This window comes from Patescibacteria group bacterium (genome assembly GCA_041650895.1).
Classification (GTDB): Bacteria; Patescibacteriota; Patescibacteriia; order 2-01-FULL-39-33; family 2-01-FULL-39-33; genus CAISTG01.
In genome coordinates this window covers 79,667-104,285 of sequence record JBAZKF010000002.1, presented here as the reverse complement: position 1 = coordinate 104,285, position 24,619 = coordinate 79,667, and the positions used below count along the sequence as shown (strand labels likewise).

Below are 24,619 nucleotides of genomic sequence, written 5' to 3'. Positions count from 1 at the left end.
TTTTATTTATCGGTAAAGAATCGAGCAATAAAATAAATCGCCAACATCACAAACAATACCCACCAAAGCCACAACAGGCCGATGAGATAAGCATAGAAGTATAAACCCAATAAAATACCGAGTGAAATAAGGCAAATTTTTATTAAACTTACCTCCCACCACTTAAACGTCCAAGTTTTAAAAATTTTCATAGTTTTTGATTAAGGTTAGTAATACTATTATTATACAACTTTTAAGGATAAAAAACCAATGACCTCCTTTGGGAGAGACGGCATCTCGCTTGTAAGGACTTCTGCTCAACACTGTTATCCTGGCCGATTCTGGCCAATTAATAAAGCCTTGACTTTTTTCATAATTTATTATATGATTGGATATCCAAGTTTTAGCTTGGCGTTCTTTAACAATCAGCTATAGTCTACAAATAATTAATCGGCAAAACGAAGGAATAGGAGGAAAAAAGGAGGGATAAAGAAAAAGGGCAAAATAAAACACGGATAGCGGGAATACTCATTGTTGATATCTGAAGCAAAACAAAGGAAACCTCAACAGAAAGGAGACAGATTCATGCCCCCACAAGTCGATCGAAAAATGCCATTAATGGCAGGGCAGTACCTCTGGCTTGCAAGTAAAAAAGACGGTCAACTACGCATGTTGATCGGCCCCGATCCGCTGGATGTCAGCGAAGACGACATCTTCTTGATTCCGGACCAAAACAACCCCACCAAATGGATGCCGGTTGACCAAGCGAGTTCCGCGATTCAGGAATTTGTGACGATTAACCAAGACGAATACGCCGTAATTTACAACCCGGTGGATTCAGCCGATGTTGATAAGCCCAATGGTGGTTACCAAAAGGGCAAAAATGAAATGAAGACCCTCAGACGCGGAAGCAAGCGCATCGTCACTTCCGGATATTTCCCCGTATGGCCGGGTCAGCGGGTGGAAGTGCGTAAGGTCCACACCCTATCGGCCAGCCAATACTTAGTGGCCGTAGTAGAGAACCCTGACGTTGATGAACAAGCCCCGTACTACGGTTTGACCGTACAATCGGCCGGGCTTAAAAAAGCTGTTTTTGAAACAGCTGAAACTGAACCGGAAGACAGCAACGCGGTACTGAATGGTGACGATTTGACGGAAAAACCACAGAAACAGGTTACTCCCGAAGCGACCAAAGAAAGTACCGAACTACCTAAACTGATTGTCGGCCAACGCATCGTCATCCGTGGTAGCGAGACTCCGACCTATATTCCGCCTACTGGCATTGATGTCGTGCGCAACAATCCCAAACCTCAGACTGCGACAGATATCGACTCGAGCGAATCCGCGGAACAAATCCTGCAGGAAAAAATAGAAAGTGGTGATATTCGCCCCGACCAAGTCATGCGGACAATCTCGGGGCTTGGCTGGCAAGACCATCACCAAAGCATCCGCAGCACCTACCAAGAACTCAAAAATCGTAGCGCATCGCCACGAAACTTCTACGCGGTGCTCACACAAATTTTGAATGGGTCGGAAATGTCATCTTTAGCCATGGAATTGTGTGGCATGAAACAAAATGATTTTTGCCCAATCACTCCGGCAGAGCGAGATACCGCCGTATGTGAAGCGTTGGTACCTGGTCCCACTGAATTCTGTGTAATCATCGACAAAGAAGGCAACCCCGACACCCGTCCGGGTCCAGGGCGCGCCTTCCCCGGTCCTTACGACAGATTCATGACCACTGAATCGCGAAACGGCATTTACGACGCTTATCACATTCGACCCGACCGTGGAATCCTTATCCGCACGACCGCAACTTCGATCTCCAAAACTGAACTGGCGGCGATGTTGCCGATTGACTGTAGCCTGGAGAAAGAAACATATCGCAAGGGCGACGAAGTCTTTGTGGGCGGAATGGACGCCTACGTAGTGCCCACACGGGCATTCCAAGTAATCCATCCGGTCACGCGTCAACCGCACACGGGTAATGATCATTCCGAAGTCTACGTACTATCAATCGGCGTAGACCAAAAAAGCGGAATCTATGTTGCCAATGTGGAAACCGGCAACGTGGAGTTAATCCGCGGTGAAAAGAAGGTTCTCCCCGACCCGCGCAAACAACGCCACATCAAACGCCGCATTCCCGGCTGGCTGTGGAACCTTGTGATCGGCGAAGGCGAACCACATAAAAAGGTTGATCCCCTCCAGATGGTGGAGACGCCTTGGGCGATGTCTGTGCCTATTCCCAACAATACCGCTATTCTCGTTACGGGTAAGAACAGCCGTCGCGTCGTCGTAGGACCCAAAACCGAACTCTTTGAATTTGAAGAAGTGCCGGAAGTCCTGAAACTATCTACGGGTCGGCCGAAAAACGATGAAAAATCTTTAGCAACCTGCTTTCTGCGTATCCGTGGCAACCGCGTCACAGATGCGATAGAGCTTGTAACCGAAGATTTCGTCAGCGTGAATGTAGAGGTCTGCTATGGCGTGGAATTTGTTAGTGACAACGAGGAAGAACGTCTCAAATGGTTCAATCACCAGGATTACGTACTCTTCTTCTGTGAACACCTTCGTAGCCGTTTACGTGCGGCCGCGCGCCAAGTGACTCTGGACGATCTCTATAAAGACGTGGCGGAGTTCGTACGCGATACGGTTCTCGGCAAGAAACCCGAGGGCGAAGGCCAACATCGACCAGGTATGACGTTCAAAGAAAATGACATGAGGGTGTTGGAAGTTGAAGTTCTGGCGATTAATATTCCCGACAAGGAAGTAGCCGCTAAGCTCTTAAAAATCAACACCTCCATAGTCAGCCAACAACTTGACGACATGGCAGCAGGCGTGGCGCTTCAGTCCAAACGGAAACAAGCGCTGATCGCCGAAGAGGAAGCGGGTTTAAATACGGAAAAAAACAGACTCGAAGCCAATCTAAGGCTGGAACTCGCCGGGATTGCCGACGAAGCAGCCGTAAAACAGGATGAGATTGACAAAGCCAGGGCACAACGCGAAGCGGCAAAAGAACTCGAGATTATTAGGATAAACGAGGAAGCCGCACGTCAGCAGGCCGAAATAGACAAAACCAGAAAGGAACGCGGGGCTAAACAAGAATTAGAACTTGCCAAGATTGCCGATGAAGCGGCCGCACAACAAGTTGAAATCAGTAGAACCGAAATGAAACGCAATTTGATGCTGGCCTTGGAAAGGGCTGCGGCCAGATTGCAACAGGACAATGAAGTCCAGCGCGTCGAGCAAGAACTCAAGTTGGCATCGATTATTAACGAACAAGCCTGCAAGGAAGCCAGGCAAGATGGCGACAATAAAGTTGCCATGCTGATTCTGAATCAGGCCAATACTAAGGCGCAAGCCGAGTTGGATCGTACCAAAGAAAAGAACATCTTACTGGTTGAATTCCGAAAGGCGCTGGCTGGAATCGACAACCTGATCACCAAGGAAACCGCCGACGCCGATAAGACTCGACTCGAAGCTATCCAGCCCAAACTCGTCGAAGCCCTTCAGGCCCTCGGCGACAAACAACTAGCGACCGCTTTGGCCGAACACCTGCCCGAAGCCGGAGGTTCGCTCGGTCTTCTGACTGGTCTTGGTGGCATTGAAGCCGTCAAGAAACTCGTCGAAGGCACGCGGTTGGAAAGTATTATGGATGCTCTTTCGCCTCGCAAACCGGGAGAGGGCGAAGTGCCCACATCCCAAAAATAAGTACCGTCAAAAGTAATATAGCTCATTAATTAGTACCAAAACGGTTAAGGACAAGGATGCCCTTAACCGTTTTTTTATTTTAAGAAGATATTTAACATATTTCACTGCCCCTTACTCTCTCGGAAGACTTGAATGTAATTGAAACTTATAAAACAAACCCCTGTCGAAAGTTTTCGACAGGGGTTTCTTAATTAAAGATTATTTTTCTTTCAGTAGAAATACGGCTAGGCCAGTGGCAATTGGCAAGGATAATACCACACCGATACTGCCCACTAAGGTTCGAGCGATTTCAGTAGCGATCATCTCGTTATCAATAACTCGGGAAAAACTTAGGAAAGGCTCCTGCCCCACGCTAAAAAGTATCAGCAGTAAAAGAGAAGATCCGGCATAAGTCAAAAATAAAGTATTAATGATAGCGCCCAAATGAGCTTTGCCGACTTGATAAGCGGAAGTAAATAATTGATATTTGGGCGTAGTCTTATCGGTCAGCTTTAATTGCCGGACTGATTCAATCTGTCCAACCACTATATCATCCAGAACTCCGACTGCACCAATTACAAAACCGGCCAGTAACAAGCCCCGAAAATCAATATTGCCTAATCCTAAAGCGATTAAAAAAGAAGCTTCCTCGGCCAAGCCGGACAGCCTTAACCAATCAGAAAAAACAAAAGACAGACTATAAATAATTACCAAAACAATCGTGATGCTTAAAACTGCCAAATGAGATCGGCGGTTAAAGCCGTCAGTCAAATAAATAATGGCAAGCATTATTAGGAAGGCCCCCACGACACCCCAAAACACCGGATTGCCGCCAGCCAAAATATTAGGAATCAATAATTTAATAATCACAATAAAACTCAAAAGCAAACTTAACAGCGATTTGAATCCCTTGAAACCGCCGATTATTACCACTAACAAACAGAAAAACAAGGTCAGCCATAACAATTTTCCGCTTCTGACTGAATCGGTAATGGTAAATATTTTTTCATCATTAGCTCCTGTACTTTCGCTGACCCAGACTAATTCCCCCGCTTTGTAAGCTACCACATCCACCACCTCAATATCTGAGATTCCCCGATATTCAATTTGTTGGCCCTTTAATTCACCAGTTAAGGCTTCCAATAAAAGATTCTGCTGGGTAAACTCCCGATTATCACTGACTTTTTTGTTCTCTTGTAAAATCTTGATTACCCGAGCTTTAAAATAAGACGCCTCAGTTGCTGCTTTGACAATTGGAGTAAATAAATTAAAAAAAGATAAAATTAAAAATAAAAAAATTATTTTTTTAAACATAAGCGTTTAATAAAAACATAAAAATTATTTTAATAACTTAGTAAACTTTTTAAAACTACCTTAATAAATTCAAAGTCGGAACAGTAATTGGAGTAATTGTTTTAATAGGAATTGTCGTTGCAGACTCATTACAAATAGACAATGTCGCTAGAGTTGTGTATTGCTGGCTAGTAGCACTCAATTTATCAGCATTCTGCGCTGTAAAATAAAACTCCAACCAAGCTCTAGGATAACTAGTAAAGCCAGGAATATCCGTTTCGGAATTAAGTGTTTTAAACCAATTTCCATCATGTAATAATGCTAGTGAACTCCAAGCAGTTGTCGCACCAGTTTCTTTATTCTTTAATCTAAAATAAACTTTGGCGCCGGTAATAACACTGGAACTAAAAATATTAGCGCTAAGTTTTATTTGCTTACTACCACAACCGTCTCCGCGATAATAAAAAGTTGAGGGGTCGGCACTGACATTACTAAAGACTGGCGGAGTCAGTCGAATTGTTGATGTATCGACTAGTGGCTGATCCACAACAGGCGGAGTCTCTTGGCTTGATCCCGGTTGAGATGTTGATCCTGCTGGTTGAGAAGAATTGCCTGGTGCAACATTATTAGCTGGTGCTTCTGTAAGTTGATTATCGGTTATTAATTTTTCCGCAGTCTTTTCTGATTGAGTAGTTGATGGAACATTAGGTATCGTTTGATCTTTTAAAAGCAAAATATTTACGGTCGCGCTAGCATATTCAATCCAATTACTTCCCCTTTTACCATAAACAGCTAAGACATGTTCACCCTCTGTCTCGGGTAACCAAATATCAGAAAAACTATCCAAGCTAGTCTTAAAGCCTTTATGAGAAACTAGCAGTTGATCATCAACTTTTAATTGCACTTCTTTAAGTGCTTTAGGATTACCGACATGATAAATAATCGTCTGTTCACTCATGGGCAGAGTGCTATTGTTAAGTGGAGCGTCAATCCAAGCATCCGGCGTATCATTAGAATTAATAAAATCATAAACAAATACGCCACTGACTGTCGCGACCACTACAATAGGAATGATAATTTTTGAAATTAAGGCTATTTTCATAATTAAGGATTTAAGGTATTTGGTATTTGATGATATTGGGTTTGCTGGCTAGAAACACAAGCAGAATTAGTATATGGATCACAAGCGACAATAGAAGCGTTTAATGTTAAATCTGCTCCATAATAAAGCAACCACCAATCGTCATATTGGTATTGTGGCCAACCATCTTTATAAACAACTGTCGTCCAACCACCCATCAAATCCTTATGCCCCGGTACCCAATATTCCTGAGCCACAAACTGAATCGGTAACTCATACTTATCACCAGGATTTTCCAATGGCGGAATAGAAACAAAAGCTGAGTTAAACAATAAACCTTCTAACGGCTCGGTAATGGTCAAGCTTTTGCCATAAGGTTCAATATTAATAATCTTATGCCCAATAACTTTATCATTATAAGCCAAAGCATGGAGTTGCATAGCGTACTTATTTTTATACATACCATAAGCAATCGGATCGGTAATCGGTTTGTTATTTCTGGTCACCTCAATAGTCACTTCAGCATTGCGATAAGTCCCTAATGGATCAAGATGAGCAGTCACGCCAGCTGGCAAACACAGTGGTTCAATACCTAAATTATGCATCGCCTCTTCATCACCGCAAGACGGGTTAGTATTTTTAAAAGAATCAATCGCCTCGTGCAGTCCCGCTTTAATTAATTCTTTGCAAGCTACATCAGGACAACCGGCTTGTCTAGCAATCTCTGAAGCTAAGTAATCAAAACCTTGATTCATTAATTGATCAAAATTCGGCAACTCCGGCGGAATACCTAAGGCCACTAATCCAATATCAATTCCAGTCGCCACAAAAGCCATACAGTCGGCATCACCGGCACATAAAAATCCGCCGACCGCATTAACAATAGCGCTTTTAATTGAATTATATAATTCGGCCGCCCAACTGATACCACTTGAGACAAAATTCCACAACGATTCATACCAAGATTGTTCGCCTATACCCTGATATGACTCGGGACAAAGCCGACTACCGGCCGGAATGGTTTGTATTAAATGATGAAAAGCATCATAAATCGGCCAATCAGTATCCAAAATCATAGCGTGATTGCAAATACCAGGCATCGGACCACGCAAAGGTTTGAAATTCTTTATTTTCACATCATAAATCGCCTCTGGAGAATGAAATTCTGGATTAATTGTCCCTTGTGATTCTATCCGATTTATCTTGACGCTTTCTGAAGCTGGACCAGCAATCTCTCCATACTTTATTGGAAACAGACGAGTGTAATAAGTGTTGGAACTCAGTGGAATATTACTTAAATTAGCCTGAACAAAATTATTGTTCGAACTAGTGGCTAACTGCAGGTCAGACAAATGATCCAAAGATAAATTAGGATTGGCTTGGGCTGAGTTATTATAAATATCCTTTAAAGTATTGACTGACTTGTATCTTTTCTGGGCAATTAGTTTCAAAGAGCTCTCCACTTGCATAGAAGTCAGCTGATAACTTTGAGCCAAAGGATTTTGAAAATCAATATAAAAATTATAATTCGGCACAGCCCGGCTTTTGTAATTAGCTACTGAGGAACTGCTAAACGGAAACTGCGAAATTTGCACTAGTCCCCCATCAGTCTCTTTGGAAGCGTTCCAACTGAATTTTACTTTTTCGTTATTACCACCTTTGGCGACATCTACTTCCTTTCTCTGCCAGCCAAAATCACCGCTACAACCGCCAGCTGGACTGCAGGCAAATAGCTGGGCCAGTATCGGCTCGGCATCAAAATCAAACTTGCCCAAATTAACTAACTCGCCCTTATTCCAACCCCAGCCCTCAACTTGTCTAATTTTATTGCCTTGCGGCACATTAGCAATTGCCACTAGTGACTTAACATCAATCTCGCCATTAGGAACTTGAATAAAAACATTTTTATCAGCCGGAGCACGCAGCCAGTTCTGCTTATCTAAAGTATAGTAAAAATAAGCCACCGAAACTTTTCTGGGGAAAATAATCTTATCAGCCACAACTTTTATTCCCGCTTGCGTTTCAGTCAAACCACTAACTGATTCTTTATTATCTTGGGAAAACTTAGGTAAATTAATTGGCATCTGTAAGTTTTGCCCAGCCTTAAGAGTTCCGTTCTTTTCCATGACTGGATTAAGCCTAATAATTTCTTCGGGGTTTATTCTAAGTTTGGTAGCAATAGATTCAATCGTGTCTCCCTGATCAGTTGAATAAAAGATTGAAGCGGAAGTTTCCAATTCCGTTTTTATTTTTATTTTTGGTGAACTGATTTTATGATTATTTTTATCTAACGCCTGAATCTCTACCGAATGATTGCCCTTACTGTCTGGTTGCCAAAAAAATTCTATGGTACTGGCTTTTACACCCACATCGCCAATCTTTTTCTCCTCCACCTTCTTGCCGTCAACTAACAAACGAAAACTGCTATAATCCCCAATTTTAGGAAAGGTTGCCTTAACTGGAATGGCGGTATTAACCGGATAAACGCCACCTTGTTTTAAGGAGATAATACTAACCTGACCCAGAGTTGAAGTTGGCTTATTATTAAATTTAGCGCTCACAAAAAAATAGGCGCCGGCAATAACTACTATTGCCACTACGCCCAAAAATAACTTAGAACTAACAAGTGCTTTTGAATTCATAACTACTTTTAAATAAAATAATGCTTAAATTATACAATTTTAAACAACTTTTTGTCAAAAATAAAAAAACTGCCTATTTATAATTATAGACAGTTTTTAAAAGTATATTTCAGAACAAATCAATACCAATAAATATCCCCTAAGTTAGCACAGAGATAAATTACCAAAATACACCCGTTTATCAATTGACCCATTTCCCTATATAAAAATTCGAAAAATCATAAAATTCGACAATACTTGTATAATATGATATGCTATTCTATCAAATGAACATTGACAATTTAGACACAATATTGTTAAAAAAGGCGAGAAAAAACGGAAAAATTAATCATTCTACAATAAGTTTTGTGAGATACAACAAGATAAGGAGACGCGCCATGTTTAAAAAGCCGCGAGATCCCAGCGGACCAATCCCCGATTATTACAGTTTGCTTCAGGTGAACCCAATGGCTTCGCCAGAGGTAATTCACGCCGCTTATCTGGCACTAATGAAAAAACATCATCCAGATATGAAAGACACCGCCGGACGAATGGCCAGACAACTAAATGAAGCGCATGAAATCCTGTCTGATACCGCTAAGCGTCGTTCCTACGATGCGGGGCGGAATAATCTGACCGGAAAAATTATTGGCGATTATCGATTGCTTAGGGAAATCGCTGAGGGCGGCTTCGGCACCACCTATTTGGGCGAGCACATCTTAACCAAACAACCAGTCTGCCTTAAACACTGTCATAATGTCGATCCGGAATTTAATGAGATATTGCTTCAAGAAACCATCGCTATGTGGGATTTACGCCATTTCTCAATTCCCGCCGTCAGAAACATTATTAAACTTGATGACGGACGATATATACTTATCATGAGCTATATCCCCGGCCTGACGTTAGAACAAGTCGTCAATAAAATCGGTCCAATTCCGGCCGAACATGTCGCCTGGATTGCCGAGCGCGTTCTTAACGCTCTCAAATACATCCATTACCATGGAGTCATCCATGGAGACATTAAGCCACAAAATATCATTATCCAAAATCCGACCCATATGATTTCGATTGTTGATTTCGGCCTGTCGATGGTTAAGCCAGGTGCTCGATCTGATAACAAAGGATATACTGCGCTTATGTCTCCCCCGGAACAATTGAAGGGGTTAGTCTTGGTTCCGGAATCAGATCTTTACAGCCTTGGCGTGACCATGATTTACGCCTTGAGCGGAGACATCCAAGCCGTCAAGCATCGATCAGTGCCCAATTATGTGCCGGATGAACTCTGTAATTTTATCCGCCGGCTGATTGTGCGTGACGTAAATAGTCGACCGAAATGGGGCACGGGCGGTAATGATCTATGTGATGAGATTAAAGAAGTGAGATTGAAATGCTTTGGAAAGAGTTCAACAAATCTTGCACCAATTCCCGGCTTAGATTAATTTAATAAATTACAACCGAAAAGGAGAATAATCATGTCAGAATCCAGTGATTTCGATCCAGGTCCGTGGAAAGGCCATGATTTCAAAAGCGCACGCAAAGCCTACGATGCCCATGCGGGCAGAAGTTATGCGGATGCGGTTACTGCCGGAAAAGGCAAAAAAGATCTGATTGCTCCCAAAGTTGTTTTTAAGTCACGGATTCCTCTCGCCATCATTTCCGATGTTACCGGTTCAATGGGAAAAGATCCGAAAGTATTCTTTTCCAAACTGGGATACTTGGATCTTGAAGGCCAGGAGTACCTCGGCAAAGATATGGAGATCTGCTTCGGAGCGACTGGCGACGCCCATGGCGATAGCTACCCGGTACAGATCCGACCGCCGGCCAAGGGCTTGGATATGAAAAAGGCGCTTAAAGAATTGATTATCGAAGGCAATGGCGGTAGCGGAGTAATGGAAACATATGAACTGATCGCCCTCTATTTTGATCGACTGGCCGAAATGCCGAATACGATCCGCAAAGGCATTCTGATCTTTATCGGCGATGAAGCGCCCTACCCTTTCATTAATGCTGAACAGGCGAAAGATCTGTTGGGCATCAAAATCCAAGGCCGGCTTTCGACCAAAGACGTTTTTGAGAGTTTGAAAAACAATTGGGCAGTCTATCTTATCCGGCGTCCCTATGGCGACTGCGGAAACGCTAATGCAATGGATTCGACTAACAAGAAAATCTACAAGACCTGGGCTGATTTGCTCGGAGAAGATCATATTACCACCCTGCCGAATGCCGACCGCGTTGTGGATATCATTTTTGGCATCCTGGGCGAAGAAACCGGCAAGTTTGATTACTTCCGCGAGGAAGTGACCCAACGGCAACTGAAAGACCATGATGGACCAAAAAAAATCGCTATTGTTTTCAAGTCCCTGGAAACAATCCATGATCCGCAACCGGCTGACCCACAGGAAATGCTGCCTGCTCCCGGACGATCTGTTACTCGCCGTCGTTCGAAAACTGCCGTCAAACCCGGAAGCAAACTGCTTTAAGGGAGGCTTGCCATGTTCAAATGGATTAAGAAAGGTAGGCCTCAGCTAGTGGTCCCGAAAATTCTTGATGATTTATTTTTACATGTAACGCTTTGGCCGAGCATGCCTCATTTTGATCAGTTCGCCAATGACAACCGAATTGCCGGCATCCGCCTTAATAGCGCGATGATGAGCTGTCCGGAATTGGATCATGAGCTGGAAAAAATCAAATCATCGCTATTTGGCGTCCCGCTGTGGTATGACATCAAGGGCCGTCAGTTAAGAATTACTGAGGTCAACTTCAATCCCCATTTTCTGGATATTGTCATCAATCATCCGATCAGTGTTCCTACGCCGATACCAGTGCTATTCAAGGCTGGAGCAGACGGCGCAGAACTGATCCGTCTGGAAGACGGTGGCCGGAGATTAATTTTTAATGGCGGTCCAGAGTATTTAGTCAAAGCCGGAGAATCGCTCCATGTCAGACATCCGCAATTACGGATTCTGGGTGAGATGTTCACGGATGAAGAGAAGCTGAAGATCGAAAAAGTCAGAGCGGCGGGTTTTACCAGGTATTATCTTTCGTATGTCAGCAATCAGCGCTATATCGATGAGTTCCGAGAACTAGTCGGACCAGATGCTGAAGTCAAGCTGAAAATTGAGGATAAGAAAGGATTGGAATACGTTGCCACTGAATTCAAAAGAAGCGACAAGACGTCACTCATAGCGGCTCGAGGCGATTTGTATGTTGAAATCGATCGGCCCCATGAAATTATGGCGGCGCTAAAACTGATCATCGCCAAGGACCCCGGCGCCTGCGTCGGTTCCCGCATTATGCTTTCGGTAGTCGCCGAACCAGTCCCATCTTGCTCCGATTTTTTGGAGCTGGCTTGGCTGTATGATATCGGCTATCGCGAAATGATGCTCTGTGACGAGCTTTGCCTGAAGCGGGATTTGCTTACGGCCGCAGTCAACGCCTTTGATTGCTTCCGATCAGCATATAAGTAATTCTAATTCGCACTTTATGTATTTATTTAAAGAGCAGCCATCGCGACTGCTCTTTTATTATTAATAATTATCCTTATTCGGCTTGAAAGCATCAATCCGGATCTACATGAAATCAGATAAAAACAATTCAGAACAAAAATAACTCTTAATCTTTTAGATATCTGCCAGCAACACTTAAAGCAAATGAAGGCAATATTATAAAAACCGTAGCAAACATAAGCCTGATAAGAATTTCACTGATTCTTGAATCCGGCGTATCCGGACCGGAAGCCGTTATGACTACTAATATTCCAATAATTCCAAAAACGATTGACGCATAAATAAATACTTGGGTGGCTATTTTTTGCATATTTTTTATATTAAATTAACTTTTTGTTTAGCTGAATTAATTATCCATTCCCCTATATCACCCCAATCAAAATATTTCCTGTAATCATCAGGGTTAATTAATTCCATTTTATCTACAGTACCGGCCGGGTCTTTAATAAATTCACCTAATGGCTTGACTCTACAAACTGCCCGTAATTGAATAACGGCCTCGCCATTATCATTATAGACTATTTTTTGCCAACCCAAAGGAGTCCAAGTTATAATCTCCATATTTGATTCTTCTTGAACCTCACGCCTTAATGTCTGTTCGTATGTTTCCCCTGATTCAATACTTCCACCCGCCAGCATCCAAATATCTCTTTTACCTTCATGTACAACTATAATTTTATCTTCATAAAAACAAACACCATAAACCTGAGTACACAAATCATATGGTAATGACGAAAAATCATCAGTATCATTGTATTCTATTATGCAGGAACGACTTCCTATAACGGCTTTATTAATTATTTGCATATAAAAATATTAATATCTTTATATTATTATTTTTATTTATTAAACGCAAATCGCCACCCGTGAGGGTGGCGAACAAACTTGCGAAACAAGTCCAAAGCTCTCCCTCCTTAAGAAAACACGAAATTTTTTCCAAAAATTTCCCAATGCCGATTTTTGAAGCCGGGGCGGAAATCAGGGCAAAAATGACTGGAGGATTTGGGGGGGGGAGGAATTTTTGCCCTTCGCCCCGGCCCTGATTTATTTTTTTCGCCAAATTCTAAAACCCTGCCAAAAACTCCTATGCGCCAAATGATAAAAACTATCAAGATCGTTAAGCCCGTTTTTTTTCATATAAACCGACAAATCTTTCAAATAGCCCGAGATCTTTTTATCAAAACTTTTGTAATGATCTGATTCAAAATAGAAGGGCGTAACTGTTTCAATGGCGGAAGCTCCAGCGAAGAAAGTTTGTATTATTGAATCACTGTCGGTAGCGCATCCGCCGGTAGCAATAATGGGAATTTTAATTTGCCTTTTGACATCTTCAACCATCAGTAGCACCGCAGAATGCAACGCCTTACCGGTAAATCCGCCCTTTTCATTACCCACTAAATGCTGACCGATCTGATAATGGTGATTGTTGTTGATTTTATTTATCCCAGTAAAAAAACCAGTACCGGGAAAAATATTAGAAATGACGACAGCATCAGCTCCGCCCTGCTCAGCCGCTAATGCCACGGCAGTTAAATCACAATTCCAACCGCTCAATTTCGGTATCAAAGCTAAACGAGGAAAATCAGCCAGCTGAGCTTTTAATTGGGAAACAATCCTTCTTACCAAGGCCGGATTCTGCGCAATAATGCAAGTATCAAATTTTTCTTTTTGATCGCTATGCGGGCAGGATAAATTCAGCTCCACTGCATCCACTCCCGCCTTGGCGGCGGCTCGCGCTAAATAAACTAAATCTTTTATGACGCTCTTGGGATTGATCGGGGCAATACTTAAAAATAACACTTGCTCAGGATGCAATTTTTTGAATATTCTGATATTACCGCAGACGGCTTTTATTCCCGGATTTTTCATGCCGGAAGCTACCAGATAACCATCACCGAAATTAGCTACCTTCGGCTCCGAGTAACCGCTACGTTTTTTAATCGTTGTTGTTTTAATAACTATCGCGCCGAACTTTCCAGCTGAAGACCGATGGGCCATCTCGAGTCCAGTCAAATCTCCGGTCAACTCAAAAGCACCCAAGATAAAAGGGTTTTTTAGGACAATCTTATTATTCAGATTGACGCTGATGTCAGCTTCATTTTTTTTCATATTCCGAACCGCTTAAAATCATCTTGCTTTTCCCATGGCCATAACCTTCGGCACCGCCGCCGGCAACAGTGACCAAATGCGTCATTTCTTCGGCTGTATCATTAAGAGCCAGTTTGAATTTCTTAACGCTCCCGCCAAAATCTTTCAAATTATAATAATCCGTTGTGAAAAGCTTTTCCTGGATTTCCTGCATATCATAAATATCTTTATCACGAAGCTGTGGATATTTTTCCAGCACCTTTCGATATAACGGCGTGCCCGGCAAAACCAATAATCTATTGACCCTAATCTTCCGCAGTCCCATTTTAACCAATTTTTTGACAAATTTGATATGATTGGCCAAGCTTGCTTTATTTTCTCCCGGCAGGCCGACAATAAAACTGGCATCAATCTGCATGCCGGCATCCAAAACATTTTTAGTCGCCTGATAGTAGGATTCCACCTTGCTATTCTTGCCGATATTTTTTAAAATCCTATCGTCCCCGGCCTCATAACCGATAAAAACAATACGAAAATTTAAATCTTTGAGCAATTCAATTACTTCCGGTTTAAGCAGTTGATCGCCTCGGGCATAAGTCTTAAAAGTTACGGTTTTATCCTTAAAAGGGTTATATTTTTGCGAATAAATCTCATCGCGAAATTCTTTCAGCCAAGACAAGGATTGGATAAAGCTATCGCTGCGATCCCAAACTTCGTTGAGATTATATCTCTTGATGTATTTGAGGACTTCCCGGGCAACAATCCTGGCCGGCCGCAAGCGATAGCCATCGGGATAACGGCCGCAAAAGACACAAAGCGGAAAATTTACGCAACCGCGTTGACTAGTGAACTGCAGCATCCTGAAATTTTTGCCAAAAACCTTTTGCTGCCTTTTAAAATATTCCTCCATATCGCATAGATCGTAGGCTGGCTCCTTCATCAACTTCAGATCGAATGTTTTCAAGGCATTTCTGACTACCTTGCCATCCTGTCGATAGGCCAGATTAGGCACTTGGCCCAAACTCATCTTGCCTAATAGATGGTTAATATAGCCAACTAACCCGTCTTCACCGTCATTGCAGACGATCGCATCAACCGATGGCTGATTAGCCAATATCTGTTCATAAAGATTCGAAGCATGATTACTGCCTAGCAGCACCTTGATTTTGAATCTTTTGCAATATTTGCTTAAGCCGATAGCGCTCTGATAATTGGTAAAATCAACGCTAAAACCCGCCAAATCCGGCTTGAACTCGTCAATAAGCTCTTTGATTTTTTTCGAATCAAAATGATGCCCATCAATTATTTTTATTTTTATTCCCTTAAACTTGAATCTGGCCTGGCTCGCCAAACACAATAAACTAAGATGCGGCGCTAAGCCCGAATCCCTTATCTTTTCGTATTGATCGGAAACCGGCGGGTAGCAAAGTAATAATTTCATCAGAGAGAATTAATTATTTCTTTATTCTTATCGTACTCAGTCGCAACTTCAGCGGCCCAATGTTTATTAATTTTATTCAAATAGTTAAGCCAAAGCTTGATTGTCATTTTGCCGCCCTGATTAATCAGCTGCTCATTGCAAAAATCCTCCAACAGATTTATAATCAGTTTCTTATTCTGATTGATCTTACCGCTCAGCCAGATCAAGGCAACTAACTTATGATCCAGCAAGGTAGGCACCAATTCCTTAGGATTGAATAGAATCTTATAAATCTTATTCCTATCTAATTTTTCCTTAACAATGATTTCATCTATAACCCCTAAACGATTGAATAGATTAAAATTATGGTAAATTTTTTCAAAGTAATCGCCTTTGAGGCTACGGTTCAGCTGTTCCTTAATCGTTGGAGCAGCGCCGGTAAAAATAGCTCGAATAATCAAATCATTTTTCTCTCGTGTGTCTCTGCTTAGAGAATTGAAAAGCAAATTAGCAGTCGGAGCAATCAAACCATAAATACCATGATAGGCTAATTTTTGTTTAGGGGTGCTTTTAAGTCGAAAACCCTGACCCAGATAAGCGCGCCAGAAAACATAATCAATAAACTTAATGTCATGAGGGCTTTTATTCTTCCTCAGTCGCCTTTCAATCCTACCGAAGGCCTGCTGCATCAGATAAAGCCAGGGCACATTAGCCCAAGTTTCGACGATGTTTTTGTTATCTTTTTTAAACCCCCTAATTGTTTCGGCAAAATGGAAATTAACATGATATAACTCCTGAAGCATCGTGGACAAATAAGAGTCAACAAAAACAAAGTTTGTGCCTTTGAGAGTAACACCGATTTGAAATATTCTTTTTAAGCCCTTTAATCTGACAAAAATAACCTCGGTTTTAGAAAAATTACCCAGAAATTCCTCTAATGAATGAAAATCGTCACTAATCATGAAATCCTTGCGACTAATGGGCGCCAAGTCAAAATCCAATCCAAAACTGTTTTTACCCGATGACAACAGCCATTTATTCTTATAATAATCGCCAGTCACGCTCAATAAAGCCGAGAGTTTTTCCATGCCCGATGTCTTATAACCCAAAAAATCATTGAGGTGGATTCTTTTTGCCTTGGTATTTACCAGCTCGTATAGGGTTATTTCGTTAGCCATTATCTTATTGGCGACCAATCGGGAGTCAGCTTTATCCTTAAGCGTGAAGCAATCTATTGATGAATTGTAATTAAAATAATTGCCGACTGATTTTAAGTGCGGGTATCTAAAGGTGGGCGGTTTGTTATCCGGGTAGTCAGCAATAAAATTAGTATACCGGCCAGTCATTCTACCAAGGTAATAAATTAATTTTAGTAGGCCATCAAGCATATTGTTCATATTTTACCATTTTTCGATATAAATTAAAAATGCCAACTTATCTAAAAACAAAACCCGAACGGAGGGTTCGGGCTTGTTTACCATACCTGAAACGAGTTATAAGCTCTCCCTCCTTAAAAAAATACGAAATTTTTTCCAAAAATTTCCGAACGCTGAATTTTGAAGCCGGGGCGGATGCGGGCAAAAAATGACTGGAGGATTTGGGGGGGGAGGAATTTTTGCCCGCCCGCCCCGGCTCTGATTTTATTTTTCCGCCAAAACCAAAAATTTTGCTGGCCGGCGCCGATTTTTCGTGTTGCGGCTAATGCCGCAATGGCGACGGCCTTAAAATTATTTGTTACGTAGCATGCTACGTACATGGATTTAGTCAATTAACCTTAACAAAAACGGAAATTCTTTGTAAGGCTGGTTAAAATAACCAGACCCCATATGGCCCTCGTGCAAAATTATTTGCTTGCCCCCGAGATTATCAAACATAATCCTGCCCTGTCTATCATCGCAAGTCCATGGATCATTGTCCGAATTGATAAAAATGAATTCTTCAGCTTTGCCGTTTATCTTCTCCCAATCATAGTCATCGACATTTTTTTCGCTCCCTGCCGTCTGCCTCAGAGCCTTTGCATAACCTGAAACCAAAATAGCTTGCTTAATTGGCTTTTCCAATTTCTCTAGAACACTCAAAATAATCTGAGCTCCAGCAGAGTGCCCGATCATTATGGTCTCATTAGATATTTTCCCATTTTCCAATATGAACGGAACCCATTCTTGACGATTAGGTAATCCAGCATTAGGAAGTTCGGGCAACCAAACCTCATATCCCCTTTTCTCTAAATTTTCCTTTAGCCATGGGAACCAATACAAATCAGGTGAGTCTCCCGTGCCATGTAAAATTATTGCGTTTTTCATATTATTCAATTACCTTTAGTAATTCAGGAAACTCCACAGTTTTCATATCGCCAAACGTATAATGGCCTCGGCCCAGAAGTTCAATCACTTCCCCGCCTAAAACGGCATGAAACATAGCCAAGCCTTTCTTGCCATCCTCTTCCTCATCATCTGCCGTGAACATCACTATTTTATTAACCCGATCCTTTATCGTCTCGTCAATCGGAAAATCATAAAAATCATGCCGGGCAACATCATCGCCTTCGGCGATTTTCCAAGGAGCTACCAAAATTAGTTGGCTGATTTTTCTTTTAGTATCACCAAGCCAACGTACCAGAAAAGAACAACCACAGCTATGGCCGATTAATATCGTATTCTCGTCTATGCGGTTCTTTTCAAACTCCTCTTTGAATTCTTCGTAATCGGGTTTCCAAGGTTCGGGCATTAGTGGCGTTTCCGTCGGTATGCCGCGCTCTATCAGTTTTTGTTTAACCCAAGGCTGCCAGTGCTTGTCGTAAGTTCTGGTTTCCGGGTTCATGGCTTTTTCCGCATCCGACGGGCAGCCGTGAATGATTATACAATTCATATATTATAATTCATATTAAGTCTATCAAGCAATATCTTTTCGATACTGTTTACCATCAAAATTAACCCTATCAACAGCCATGTAAGCTTTCTGTAATGCTTCGGGCAGCGTATTACTGGTTGCAGTTATACCCAAAACCCTTCCACCATTAGTAACCAGATTGTCGTCTAAAAATTTAGTCCCGGCATGAAAAATCACAATATCTTTCATGCTCTCCGCTTCTATAATTCCAGTTACTGGCAATCCTTTTTGATATTCACCGGGATAACCGCCTGAAGCCAGAACCACACAGCATGCCGACATATTCTCTTCCCATTCTACTATTTGTTCATTAAGTTTTCCGTCTGCGCAAGCCAATAAAATTTCAAGTAAATCTGTTTTTAGCATCCGTACATACGATTGGGTTTCTGGATCACCAAAGCGAGCATTAAATTCCAATACCTTAAAACCGTTTTTTGTCAGCATTATACCCGGAAACAAAACACCCCTGAATTCCCGACCTATGACTTTTAATTCCCTAAGAACGGGTAGAACCGCTTTCTGTTCTATCTCTTTCAAAATATCCATTGATACCGAGGGAACTGGCGTTACAGTGCCCATACCACCGGTATTTGGACCCTGGTCATTATCAAATATCCTTTTATGATCCTGCGCCGCCGGAAACATAGCACATATTTCTCCGTCGCAAAAAGCATGAACTGAAATTTCCTCGCCTTGAAGATACTCTTCAATAATAACCGTATCTCCGGCTTGGCCAAAAACTTTCCTCAGCATTATGTCTTCAAGGGCGGTAATCGCCTGCTCTTGATCATGGACAATTATTACACCCTTACCGAGCGCAAGTCCGCTTGCCTTTACTACCAGCGGATAGGCATGATTTTTAACATATTCTTTTGCCGAATTTATCTCCGTAAATTCAGCAGAGTCGGCCGTTGGTATATTCAGACGTTTCATTAAATCTTTGGCAAATGACTTTGACCATTCAATCTCTGATGCCTCTTTAGTCGGACCGAAAACCCTAATATTCGCTTCTTGAAGAGAATTAACCATGCCTGATGCCAAGACATCATCCGGCCCAACCACAACCAAGCCAATGCTATTTTGTTTTGAAAAATCTATAATTGGCTGATGATCATGAATATCTAGCAAAACATTTTCACCGATCACAGAAGTTCCCGCATTGCCGGGAGTTACAAATATTTTATTAATCCTTGGGGATTGCTTTAATTTCCAGCAGAGAGCATGTTCGCGTCCGCCAGATCCAATAATTAAAATATTCATGAATTATATATCAAATTATGCCACTATTTTAGCATTTTCCAACTTAAAAGTAAATCTGACCCCCCAATCGGTCTAGAACCAAAACGACCGGCATTCATGACGAATGTCGGTCGCTTGGAAAACAAGTCCAAAGCTCAGCGGACTGGATTCGAACCAGTAACCTATTGATTAACAGTCAATTGCTCTACCATTGAGCTACCGCTGAGCTTAGAACTCGTTTTAAGGTAACAGTGTTAATAATATTAGCAAAAAAACAGGTGGCTGTCAAGATTATTCAGCCTGTGGAAAAACCCGTCTAGGGTGGTTTAACGCCGACTATTGACAAACCCTGAGAGATGCGTTATAATTAAATATTGATTTGTAGTTCTGTAAAACAAACCGTTTAGCTAAGGAGGCAAGACCATGGGTTTCCACATCTGCGAGTACTGCCGCACCAGTGATAAACAAAAAAATCATTTCCCCTACCTATCATCCGGCGAAGTCAATCTGACCTTCGCCAATGGCCGCCGTTGGGTCATGCCCGACATGATCCTGCACTATATCGTCGATCACCATTGGCAACCGCCCCAAGAATTCGTCAGCGATGTCATGTCACAACCGCTAAGCCAACATGGCCGACTGCAAACCCGAGGAATGAGTATTGCCAAGATTCTTGACGGCACCAAGATCGGCTACTTGTCCGGCGCACTTACCACCGGTTCAGTACCAGCCGGATTCATTGAAAAGCTGAAAGAGTTGATGAGCCTGGCTATACAGTTCGACAACCGGGCACAAACCAAAGGAATCTAAGAACCTTAAACGACAACGACCGTCTTACGCAGACGGCCGTTTTATTTTAGTAATCCCTGAGTTTTTCTATGCCTTGGATCTTTTCAATCTTCTCCAGCGCCTTGGCTTCAATCTGGCGGATGCGTTCGCGGGTAACATCAAACTCCTTGCCCACCTCTTCCAGCGTATGCGCCACGCCGTCGCGCAACCCAAAACGCATTTCCAACACTTTCTGTTCGCGCGGCGTCAACTCGCTGATCACCTGCCGGACATAATCGCTCAAGATACGCAAAGCGGCGGCGCGATCCGGCGTCAGCGTCTTCTGGTCTTCAATAAAATCCTCCAGCACCGAATCTTCGCTATCATCGCCCACAGGTGTGCCCAGCGAAATCGTCTCTTGCGAAATTTTCAGGATATGCAAAACCTTTTCCAACTCCTCGCCCATTTCCGCGGCAATCTCCTCGGGCATGGGTTCGCGTCCCAAATCCTGCACCAACCGCCGTTCCACTTGTTGGAAGCGATTGATGTTCTCTACCATGTGCACGGGAATGCGGATAGTGCGCGACTGATCGGCGAGCGAACGGGTGATAGCCTGGCGAATCCACCAAGTGGCATAGGTGGAGAATTTATAGCCCTTGTGATAATCAAATTTTTCCACGGCGCGGAATAACCCGATATTGCCTTCCTGAATCAAATCCAATAGCGACAGATTCTTGCCGGTGAATTTTTTGGCGATGGAAACAACCAAGCGCAAGTTGGCCTTGATTAATTTTTGTTTGGCTTCCACCTCGCCCCGCTCAATCCGTTTAGCCAAAGAAATTTCTTCCTCGGTGTGCAACAAAGGCACTTTGCCGATTTCGCGCAGATACATCTGAATGGAATCGGCGGAGATATCGCCCAAATCAATATTCTCCCCCAAGGTAATCTTGGCGGCTTTCTTTTCTTTGACGGTCAGTGGCGGAGGCGGTACGCCGGTCGGCGGTTTGCCCAGAAGCGCCGTCGCTTCTACAACGGTGATGTTGGTATAGTCCAAATCATCCAGTATGTTTTCATACTGGTCAACGTATTCCTCGATCTCCGGGTAAAGCAAGGCTAATTCCTGTTCAGTCACAAAACCGCGGATCCGGCCCTTCTTCATTACCGCTTCAATCTCCAAAGGATTGGGCATGACTATCTGATGCACCGACTCCCTGGTTCGGGCTTTAGTCTTGGGCGATTTCTTGGCCTTGGCCGGCTTATGCGCTTTAGCCGGATGATGCGCTGGTTTCTTTTTGGTTTTGATTTTGGCCGGCTTCTTGGCCGGCTTTTTCTTTTTCATTTTTGACATGATAATGTTTTGACTTTACTTTTGACTTTATTCTAATTGGTGAGTCTTTTCCGCTGACTGCTGATTATTCTGAAATAAAAGCTAAACCGCTGATTTCCTTTTAATCAGTTCGGACAACTCCAAATAAACATTTTCGGCTGACGCGGCGTCGCCGGTCTTCTCCGCCTCATCCAATTTCAATTTGAGGCGGGAGATCATGACATTAAGATAGTTGCTTTTAAGCAACCTGATAAGGGTATCAAGCTCATTTTTCGCTTCCTTGGCATCCAGGCTGGCAAAGTCCTTCTGCGCCAAAAGATACGATTGTTCGAGTGTTTTAAGCGCGGACTCGCTAACGGCTTGGGTTTTGACCCAGTCATAAAACAGGTCAAATATGGTTTGTTCCTCCCGCTGAGCGGCGCTGATGGAAAACAGTTCGTTATTTACAGTATAAAATAAAATAATTTTTTTGTAAAGATCTTCGGCTACGGGATCAATCCAAACCTCCGGATCAAGATAATCACCTAATTTAGCCAAAAAATCAGGAAACATCCAAATTAACGCCAAAACCCTCATGAATATCAATAAATCCCGGTCATTTGTCGTATTCTGAGGCGCGGTCTGTCTGGCGGCATCCTGGGGCCTGACGATGGCCTTGGACGGGGCTTTTTGAGCGGCTTTGATCTGGGAAACGCGATCCCTGAAATCATCCTCTCGGATATTAAGGCGACTGCCGATCTCGTGGGTCCAATAGCCGTTTTCAACCGGATCATCAATCTTGGCTATCTTTTCACCAAGAAAAGAAGCTATATGTTTTTTTACTGCCAAGTCGTTCAAGTCTTTGTTCTTAATAACTGATTGCCAAAAATATTCCATTGCCGATTGTGCCTCTTTGATCGCTTCAGCCCAATCGGCCGGATTGCTCTTCAAGCACTCGTCAGGATCTTTGCCATAGGGAATGGTAATGACTTTTGAATTATAATTCAGCGCCGGATCAATAAACTGCGACAGCCGGCCAAAACGATCAAAAGAATTAATCACTCTGTCTTCTTTTTCCATATCCCTAATCAACTCTTCGCCGCGACCAGTGGCTTTCTGGCCGGCCGAATCGGCGTCCAAAGCAAAATAAATATTATTGGTATAGCGCTTAAGCAATTGCAATTGCTCTTTGGTCAAGGCTGTGCCCGAAGAAGCGACGGTGTTTTTGAAACCATACTGATGACAGCTGACCGCATCCATTTGGCCCTCCACCACTACGGCGTAATCTTGTTTTCTGATTTCGTTTTTAGCCTGATACAAAGCAAAGACGATAGCACTTTTGTTGTAGATATCGGTCTGAGGCGTATTAACGTATTTGGCCGGTTCGTCTTTGGATAATGTCCGGCCGGTAAATCCACAGACTCGGCCGTTATGGTCAATAATGGGAAACATGACGCGATTCCGAAAACGATCATAATACCCGCTCCCCCGATCCTTCCTGACGGTAAAGCCGGCAGAAAATATTTCCTGCTCAGCGAAGCCTTTTTTTCTCAAAAAATCAAACAGGTTGCTCCAGTCGTCAATAGCGTAGCCGATCTTAAAATCTTCCTGTGCCTCTTCGCTAACGCCCCGGCCGGCCAAATAGTCTCGCGCCACTTGCGCCCGCGGAGATTCTTGCAGGACTTTTTGCCAATACCGAGTGGCCAGCTCGCATACGTCATACAGATTATTCTTCCTGCTGGCGACTTCCGGCCGATGGCGCGACAAAGTAACGCCGGCTTTCTGCGCCAAAATTCTTAACGCCTCAGGAAAATCAATATTTTCCATCTTCATCAAAAACTCAAAAACATCACCGCCCGCACCGCAACCGAAACAATGCCAGCTGCCGCGAGCCGGCGAGACCATTAGCGACGGCGTCTTCTCATTATGAAACGGGCAGAGCGCCTTGTAGGCTCCCGCTCCGGCCGGCACCAACTTCAAATATTCACCAAGAAGTTCAGCGACGTCTATTTTGGCTTTAATTTGTTCTATCTCGGGTGAAGGCATGAGAAGGGTTTAAATGAATAGCTGATTAATAATGTACGGCAGGTTATTTGCCGTATATACGCTATGAATCATACAATAAATACGCCTATTTAAGCAATATTGACAAGGATAGCCAAAAATGATAATATTCGACATTGAAGTTCCTTACAACTGAACAGGAAAGTATAAACGAAACCCGCCTACGGGCAAGAAGGAGAAAGAAATGAAGACTCCCAAAGATAAGAAAAGGATTCCTCTCGGCGATTTACTGCGAGAAAAAACCGCAACCAGTCGTTCGCGACTGGAAAAAGAAGCAAAAGAAAAACAACGATTAAGAGAGAAACCGTTTGTTGACTGGGCCAAGTCCCTGATCAAAGAATTGCCGAGAATACTAAAAGCAATAGCTGATGAGGGTGGAACTGAATACAGCGAATCTATTGAGATCGCAAAGTTTGGCCATGAAAAGCAGTGGCGACAACCGCCGACAAACAAACAACTCGCTGATTTTTTAGAAGAAGCTTATACGTTATGGTTTTGGCCAATCGCCGGCAGGATGCTTGAGAACTTCTGCGAGCAGAATGATCTAGTTTTCAGATCAAATTGGAAACTAAACGATCTTATTACAATTACCATTCATTGGGAAGAAAAATCAGCCTAAGTTAAAATATAACAAATCATAATTGCCGCCGTTATATTAAACCTACAGGCAAG

At 42.8% G+C, this 24,619-nt stretch carries 20 protein-coding genes and 1 tRNA gene; 6 read left to right on the top strand and 15 right to left on the bottom strand.

The genetic code is table 11. From position 1 onward, the window contains the following. Nucleotides 1–2: 2 nt before the first annotated feature. Nucleotides 3–191, bottom strand: coding sequence for a hypothetical protein (locus WC473_05275; protein ID MFA5125199.1), 189 nt, complete (start codon nt 189–191; stop codon nt 3–5). A gap of 373 nt (nt 192–564) precedes the next feature. Between WC473_05275 and WC473_05270 the strand changes: the two genes are divergently transcribed. Next, nucleotides 565–3,690 carry a hypothetical protein gene (locus WC473_05270; protein MFA5125198.1) on the top strand — a complete coding sequence of 1,042 codons (3,126 nt, stop codon included), beginning with the start codon at nt 565–567 and terminating at the stop codon, nt 3,688–3,690. Between the two features lie 198 nt (nt 3,691–3,888). On the opposite strand, the gene WC473_05265 is transcribed toward WC473_05270, so the two are convergent. From WC473_05265 to WC473_05255, 3 genes are read right to left on the bottom strand one after another with little or no spacing between them, the layout of a single operon-like run. Further along, nucleotides 3,889–4,983 carry a YibE/F family protein gene (locus WC473_05265; protein MFA5125197.1) on the bottom strand — a complete coding sequence of 365 codons (1,095 nt, stop codon included), beginning with the start codon at nt 4,981–4,983 and terminating at the stop codon, nt 3,889–3,891. A gap of 55 nt (nt 4,984–5,038) precedes the next feature. Next, nucleotides 5,039–6,064: a hypothetical protein gene (locus tag WC473_05260; GenBank protein ID MFA5125196.1), complete on the bottom strand. Its 1,026-nt coding sequence runs from the start codon at nt 6,062–6,064 to the stop codon at nt 5,039–5,041. A gap of 2 nt (nt 6,065–6,066) precedes the next feature. Then, on the bottom strand, nt 6,067–8,685 hold the full coding sequence (locus tag WC473_05255) for a LysM peptidoglycan-binding domain-containing protein (GenBank protein MFA5125195.1): 2,619 nt from the start codon (nt 8,683–8,685) through the stop codon (nt 6,067–6,069). Nucleotides 8,686–9,062: 377 nt separating this feature from the next. Between WC473_05255 and WC473_05250 the strand changes: the two genes are divergently transcribed. From WC473_05250 to WC473_05240, 3 genes are read left to right on the top strand one after another with little or no spacing between them, the layout of a single operon-like run. Then, entirely contained in the window at nt 9,063–10,106 is a 1,044-nt protein-coding gene (locus WC473_05250) for a protein kinase (GenBank protein MFA5125194.1), read from the top strand. 33 nt (nt 10,107–10,139) lie between these two features. Next, complete coding sequence (locus WC473_05245; GenBank protein ID MFA5125193.1) at nt 10,140–11,147, top strand: hypothetical protein; 1,008 nt, start codon at nt 10,140–10,142, stop codon at nt 11,145–11,147. A gap of 12 nt (nt 11,148–11,159) precedes the next feature. Next, entirely contained in the window at nt 11,160–12,134 is a 975-nt protein-coding gene (locus WC473_05240; GenBank protein MFA5125192.1) for a hypothetical protein, read from the top strand. Nucleotides 12,135–12,279: 145 nt separating this feature from the next. Here the strand turns inward: WC473_05240 and WC473_05235 are convergent, their stop codons facing one another. The 9 genes from WC473_05235 to WC473_05195 form a co-directional block, all read right to left on the bottom strand. Further along, nucleotides 12,280–12,483 carry a hypothetical protein gene (locus tag WC473_05235; protein MFA5125191.1) on the bottom strand — a complete coding sequence of 68 codons (204 nt, stop codon included), beginning with the start codon at nt 12,481–12,483 and terminating at the stop codon, nt 12,280–12,282. Between the two features lie 5 nt (nt 12,484–12,488). After that, nucleotides 12,489–12,980 carry an NUDIX domain-containing protein gene (locus WC473_05230; GenBank protein MFA5125190.1) on the bottom strand — a complete coding sequence of 164 codons (492 nt, stop codon included), beginning with the start codon at nt 12,978–12,980 and terminating at the stop codon, nt 12,489–12,491. A gap of 237 nt (nt 12,981–13,217) precedes the next feature. Then, complete coding sequence (locus tag WC473_05225) at nt 13,218–14,282, bottom strand: tRNA-dihydrouridine synthase (GenBank protein ID MFA5125189.1); 1,065 nt, start codon at nt 14,280–14,282, stop codon at nt 13,218–13,220. After that, nucleotides 14,269–15,702, bottom strand: coding sequence for a radical SAM protein (locus tag WC473_05220; protein MFA5125188.1), 1,434 nt, complete (start codon nt 15,700–15,702; stop codon nt 14,269–14,271). The genes WC473_05225 and WC473_05220 overlap by 14 nt, the downstream gene beginning before the upstream one ends. Further along, nucleotides 15,702–17,078, bottom strand: a complete 1,377-nt coding sequence (locus WC473_05215; GenBank protein ID MFA5125187.1) for a hypothetical protein — start codon at nt 17,076–17,078, stop codon at nt 15,702–15,704. Before WC473_05215 ends, WC473_05220 begins: the two co-directional genes overlap by 1 nt. Nucleotides 17,079–17,441: 363 nt before the next feature. Next, nucleotides 17,442–17,984: an alpha/beta fold hydrolase gene (locus tag WC473_05210; protein ID MFA5125186.1), complete on the bottom strand. Its 543-nt coding sequence runs from the start codon at nt 17,982–17,984 to the stop codon at nt 17,442–17,444. Between the two features lies 1 nt (nt 17,985). Continuing rightward, complete coding sequence (locus WC473_05205; GenBank protein ID MFA5125185.1) at nt 17,986–18,549, bottom strand: alpha/beta hydrolase; 564 nt, start codon at nt 18,547–18,549, stop codon at nt 17,986–17,988. A 24-nt stretch (nt 18,550–18,573) separates the two neighbouring features. Then, a complete protein-coding gene (gene purD, locus WC473_05200) occupies nt 18,574–19,830 on the bottom strand; it encodes a phosphoribosylamine--glycine ligase (protein MFA5125184.1) in 1,257 nt (418 codons plus the stop codon). A 133-nt stretch (nt 19,831–19,963) separates the two neighbouring features. Further along, nucleotides 19,964–20,035: transfer RNA gene (locus WC473_05195), tRNA-Asn, on the bottom strand. 197 nt (nt 20,036–20,232) lie between these two features. Between WC473_05195 and WC473_05190 the strand changes: the two genes are divergently transcribed. Next, a complete protein-coding gene (locus WC473_05190; GenBank protein ID MFA5125183.1) occupies nt 20,233–20,619 on the top strand; it encodes a hypothetical protein in 387 nt (128 codons plus the stop codon). A gap of 46 nt (nt 20,620–20,665) precedes the next feature. On the opposite strand, the gene WC473_05185 is transcribed toward WC473_05190, so the two are convergent. Further along, on the bottom strand, nt 20,666–21,925 hold the full coding sequence (locus WC473_05185; protein ID MFA5125182.1) for a sigma-70 family RNA polymerase sigma factor: 1,260 nt from the start codon (nt 21,923–21,925) through the stop codon (nt 20,666–20,668). Between the two features lie 81 nt (nt 21,926–22,006). After that, entirely contained in the window at nt 22,007–23,929 is a 1,923-nt protein-coding gene (gene dnaG / locus WC473_05180; GenBank protein ID MFA5125181.1) for a DNA primase, read from the bottom strand. A 202-nt stretch (nt 23,930–24,131) separates the two neighbouring features. Here dnaG and WC473_05175 point away from each other — a divergent pair, with 202 nt between their 5' ends. Continuing rightward, nucleotides 24,132–24,566 carry a hypothetical protein gene (locus WC473_05175; protein MFA5125180.1) on the top strand — a complete coding sequence of 145 codons (435 nt, stop codon included), beginning with the start codon at nt 24,132–24,134 and terminating at the stop codon, nt 24,564–24,566. Nucleotides 24,567–24,619 lie beyond the last annotated feature (53 nt).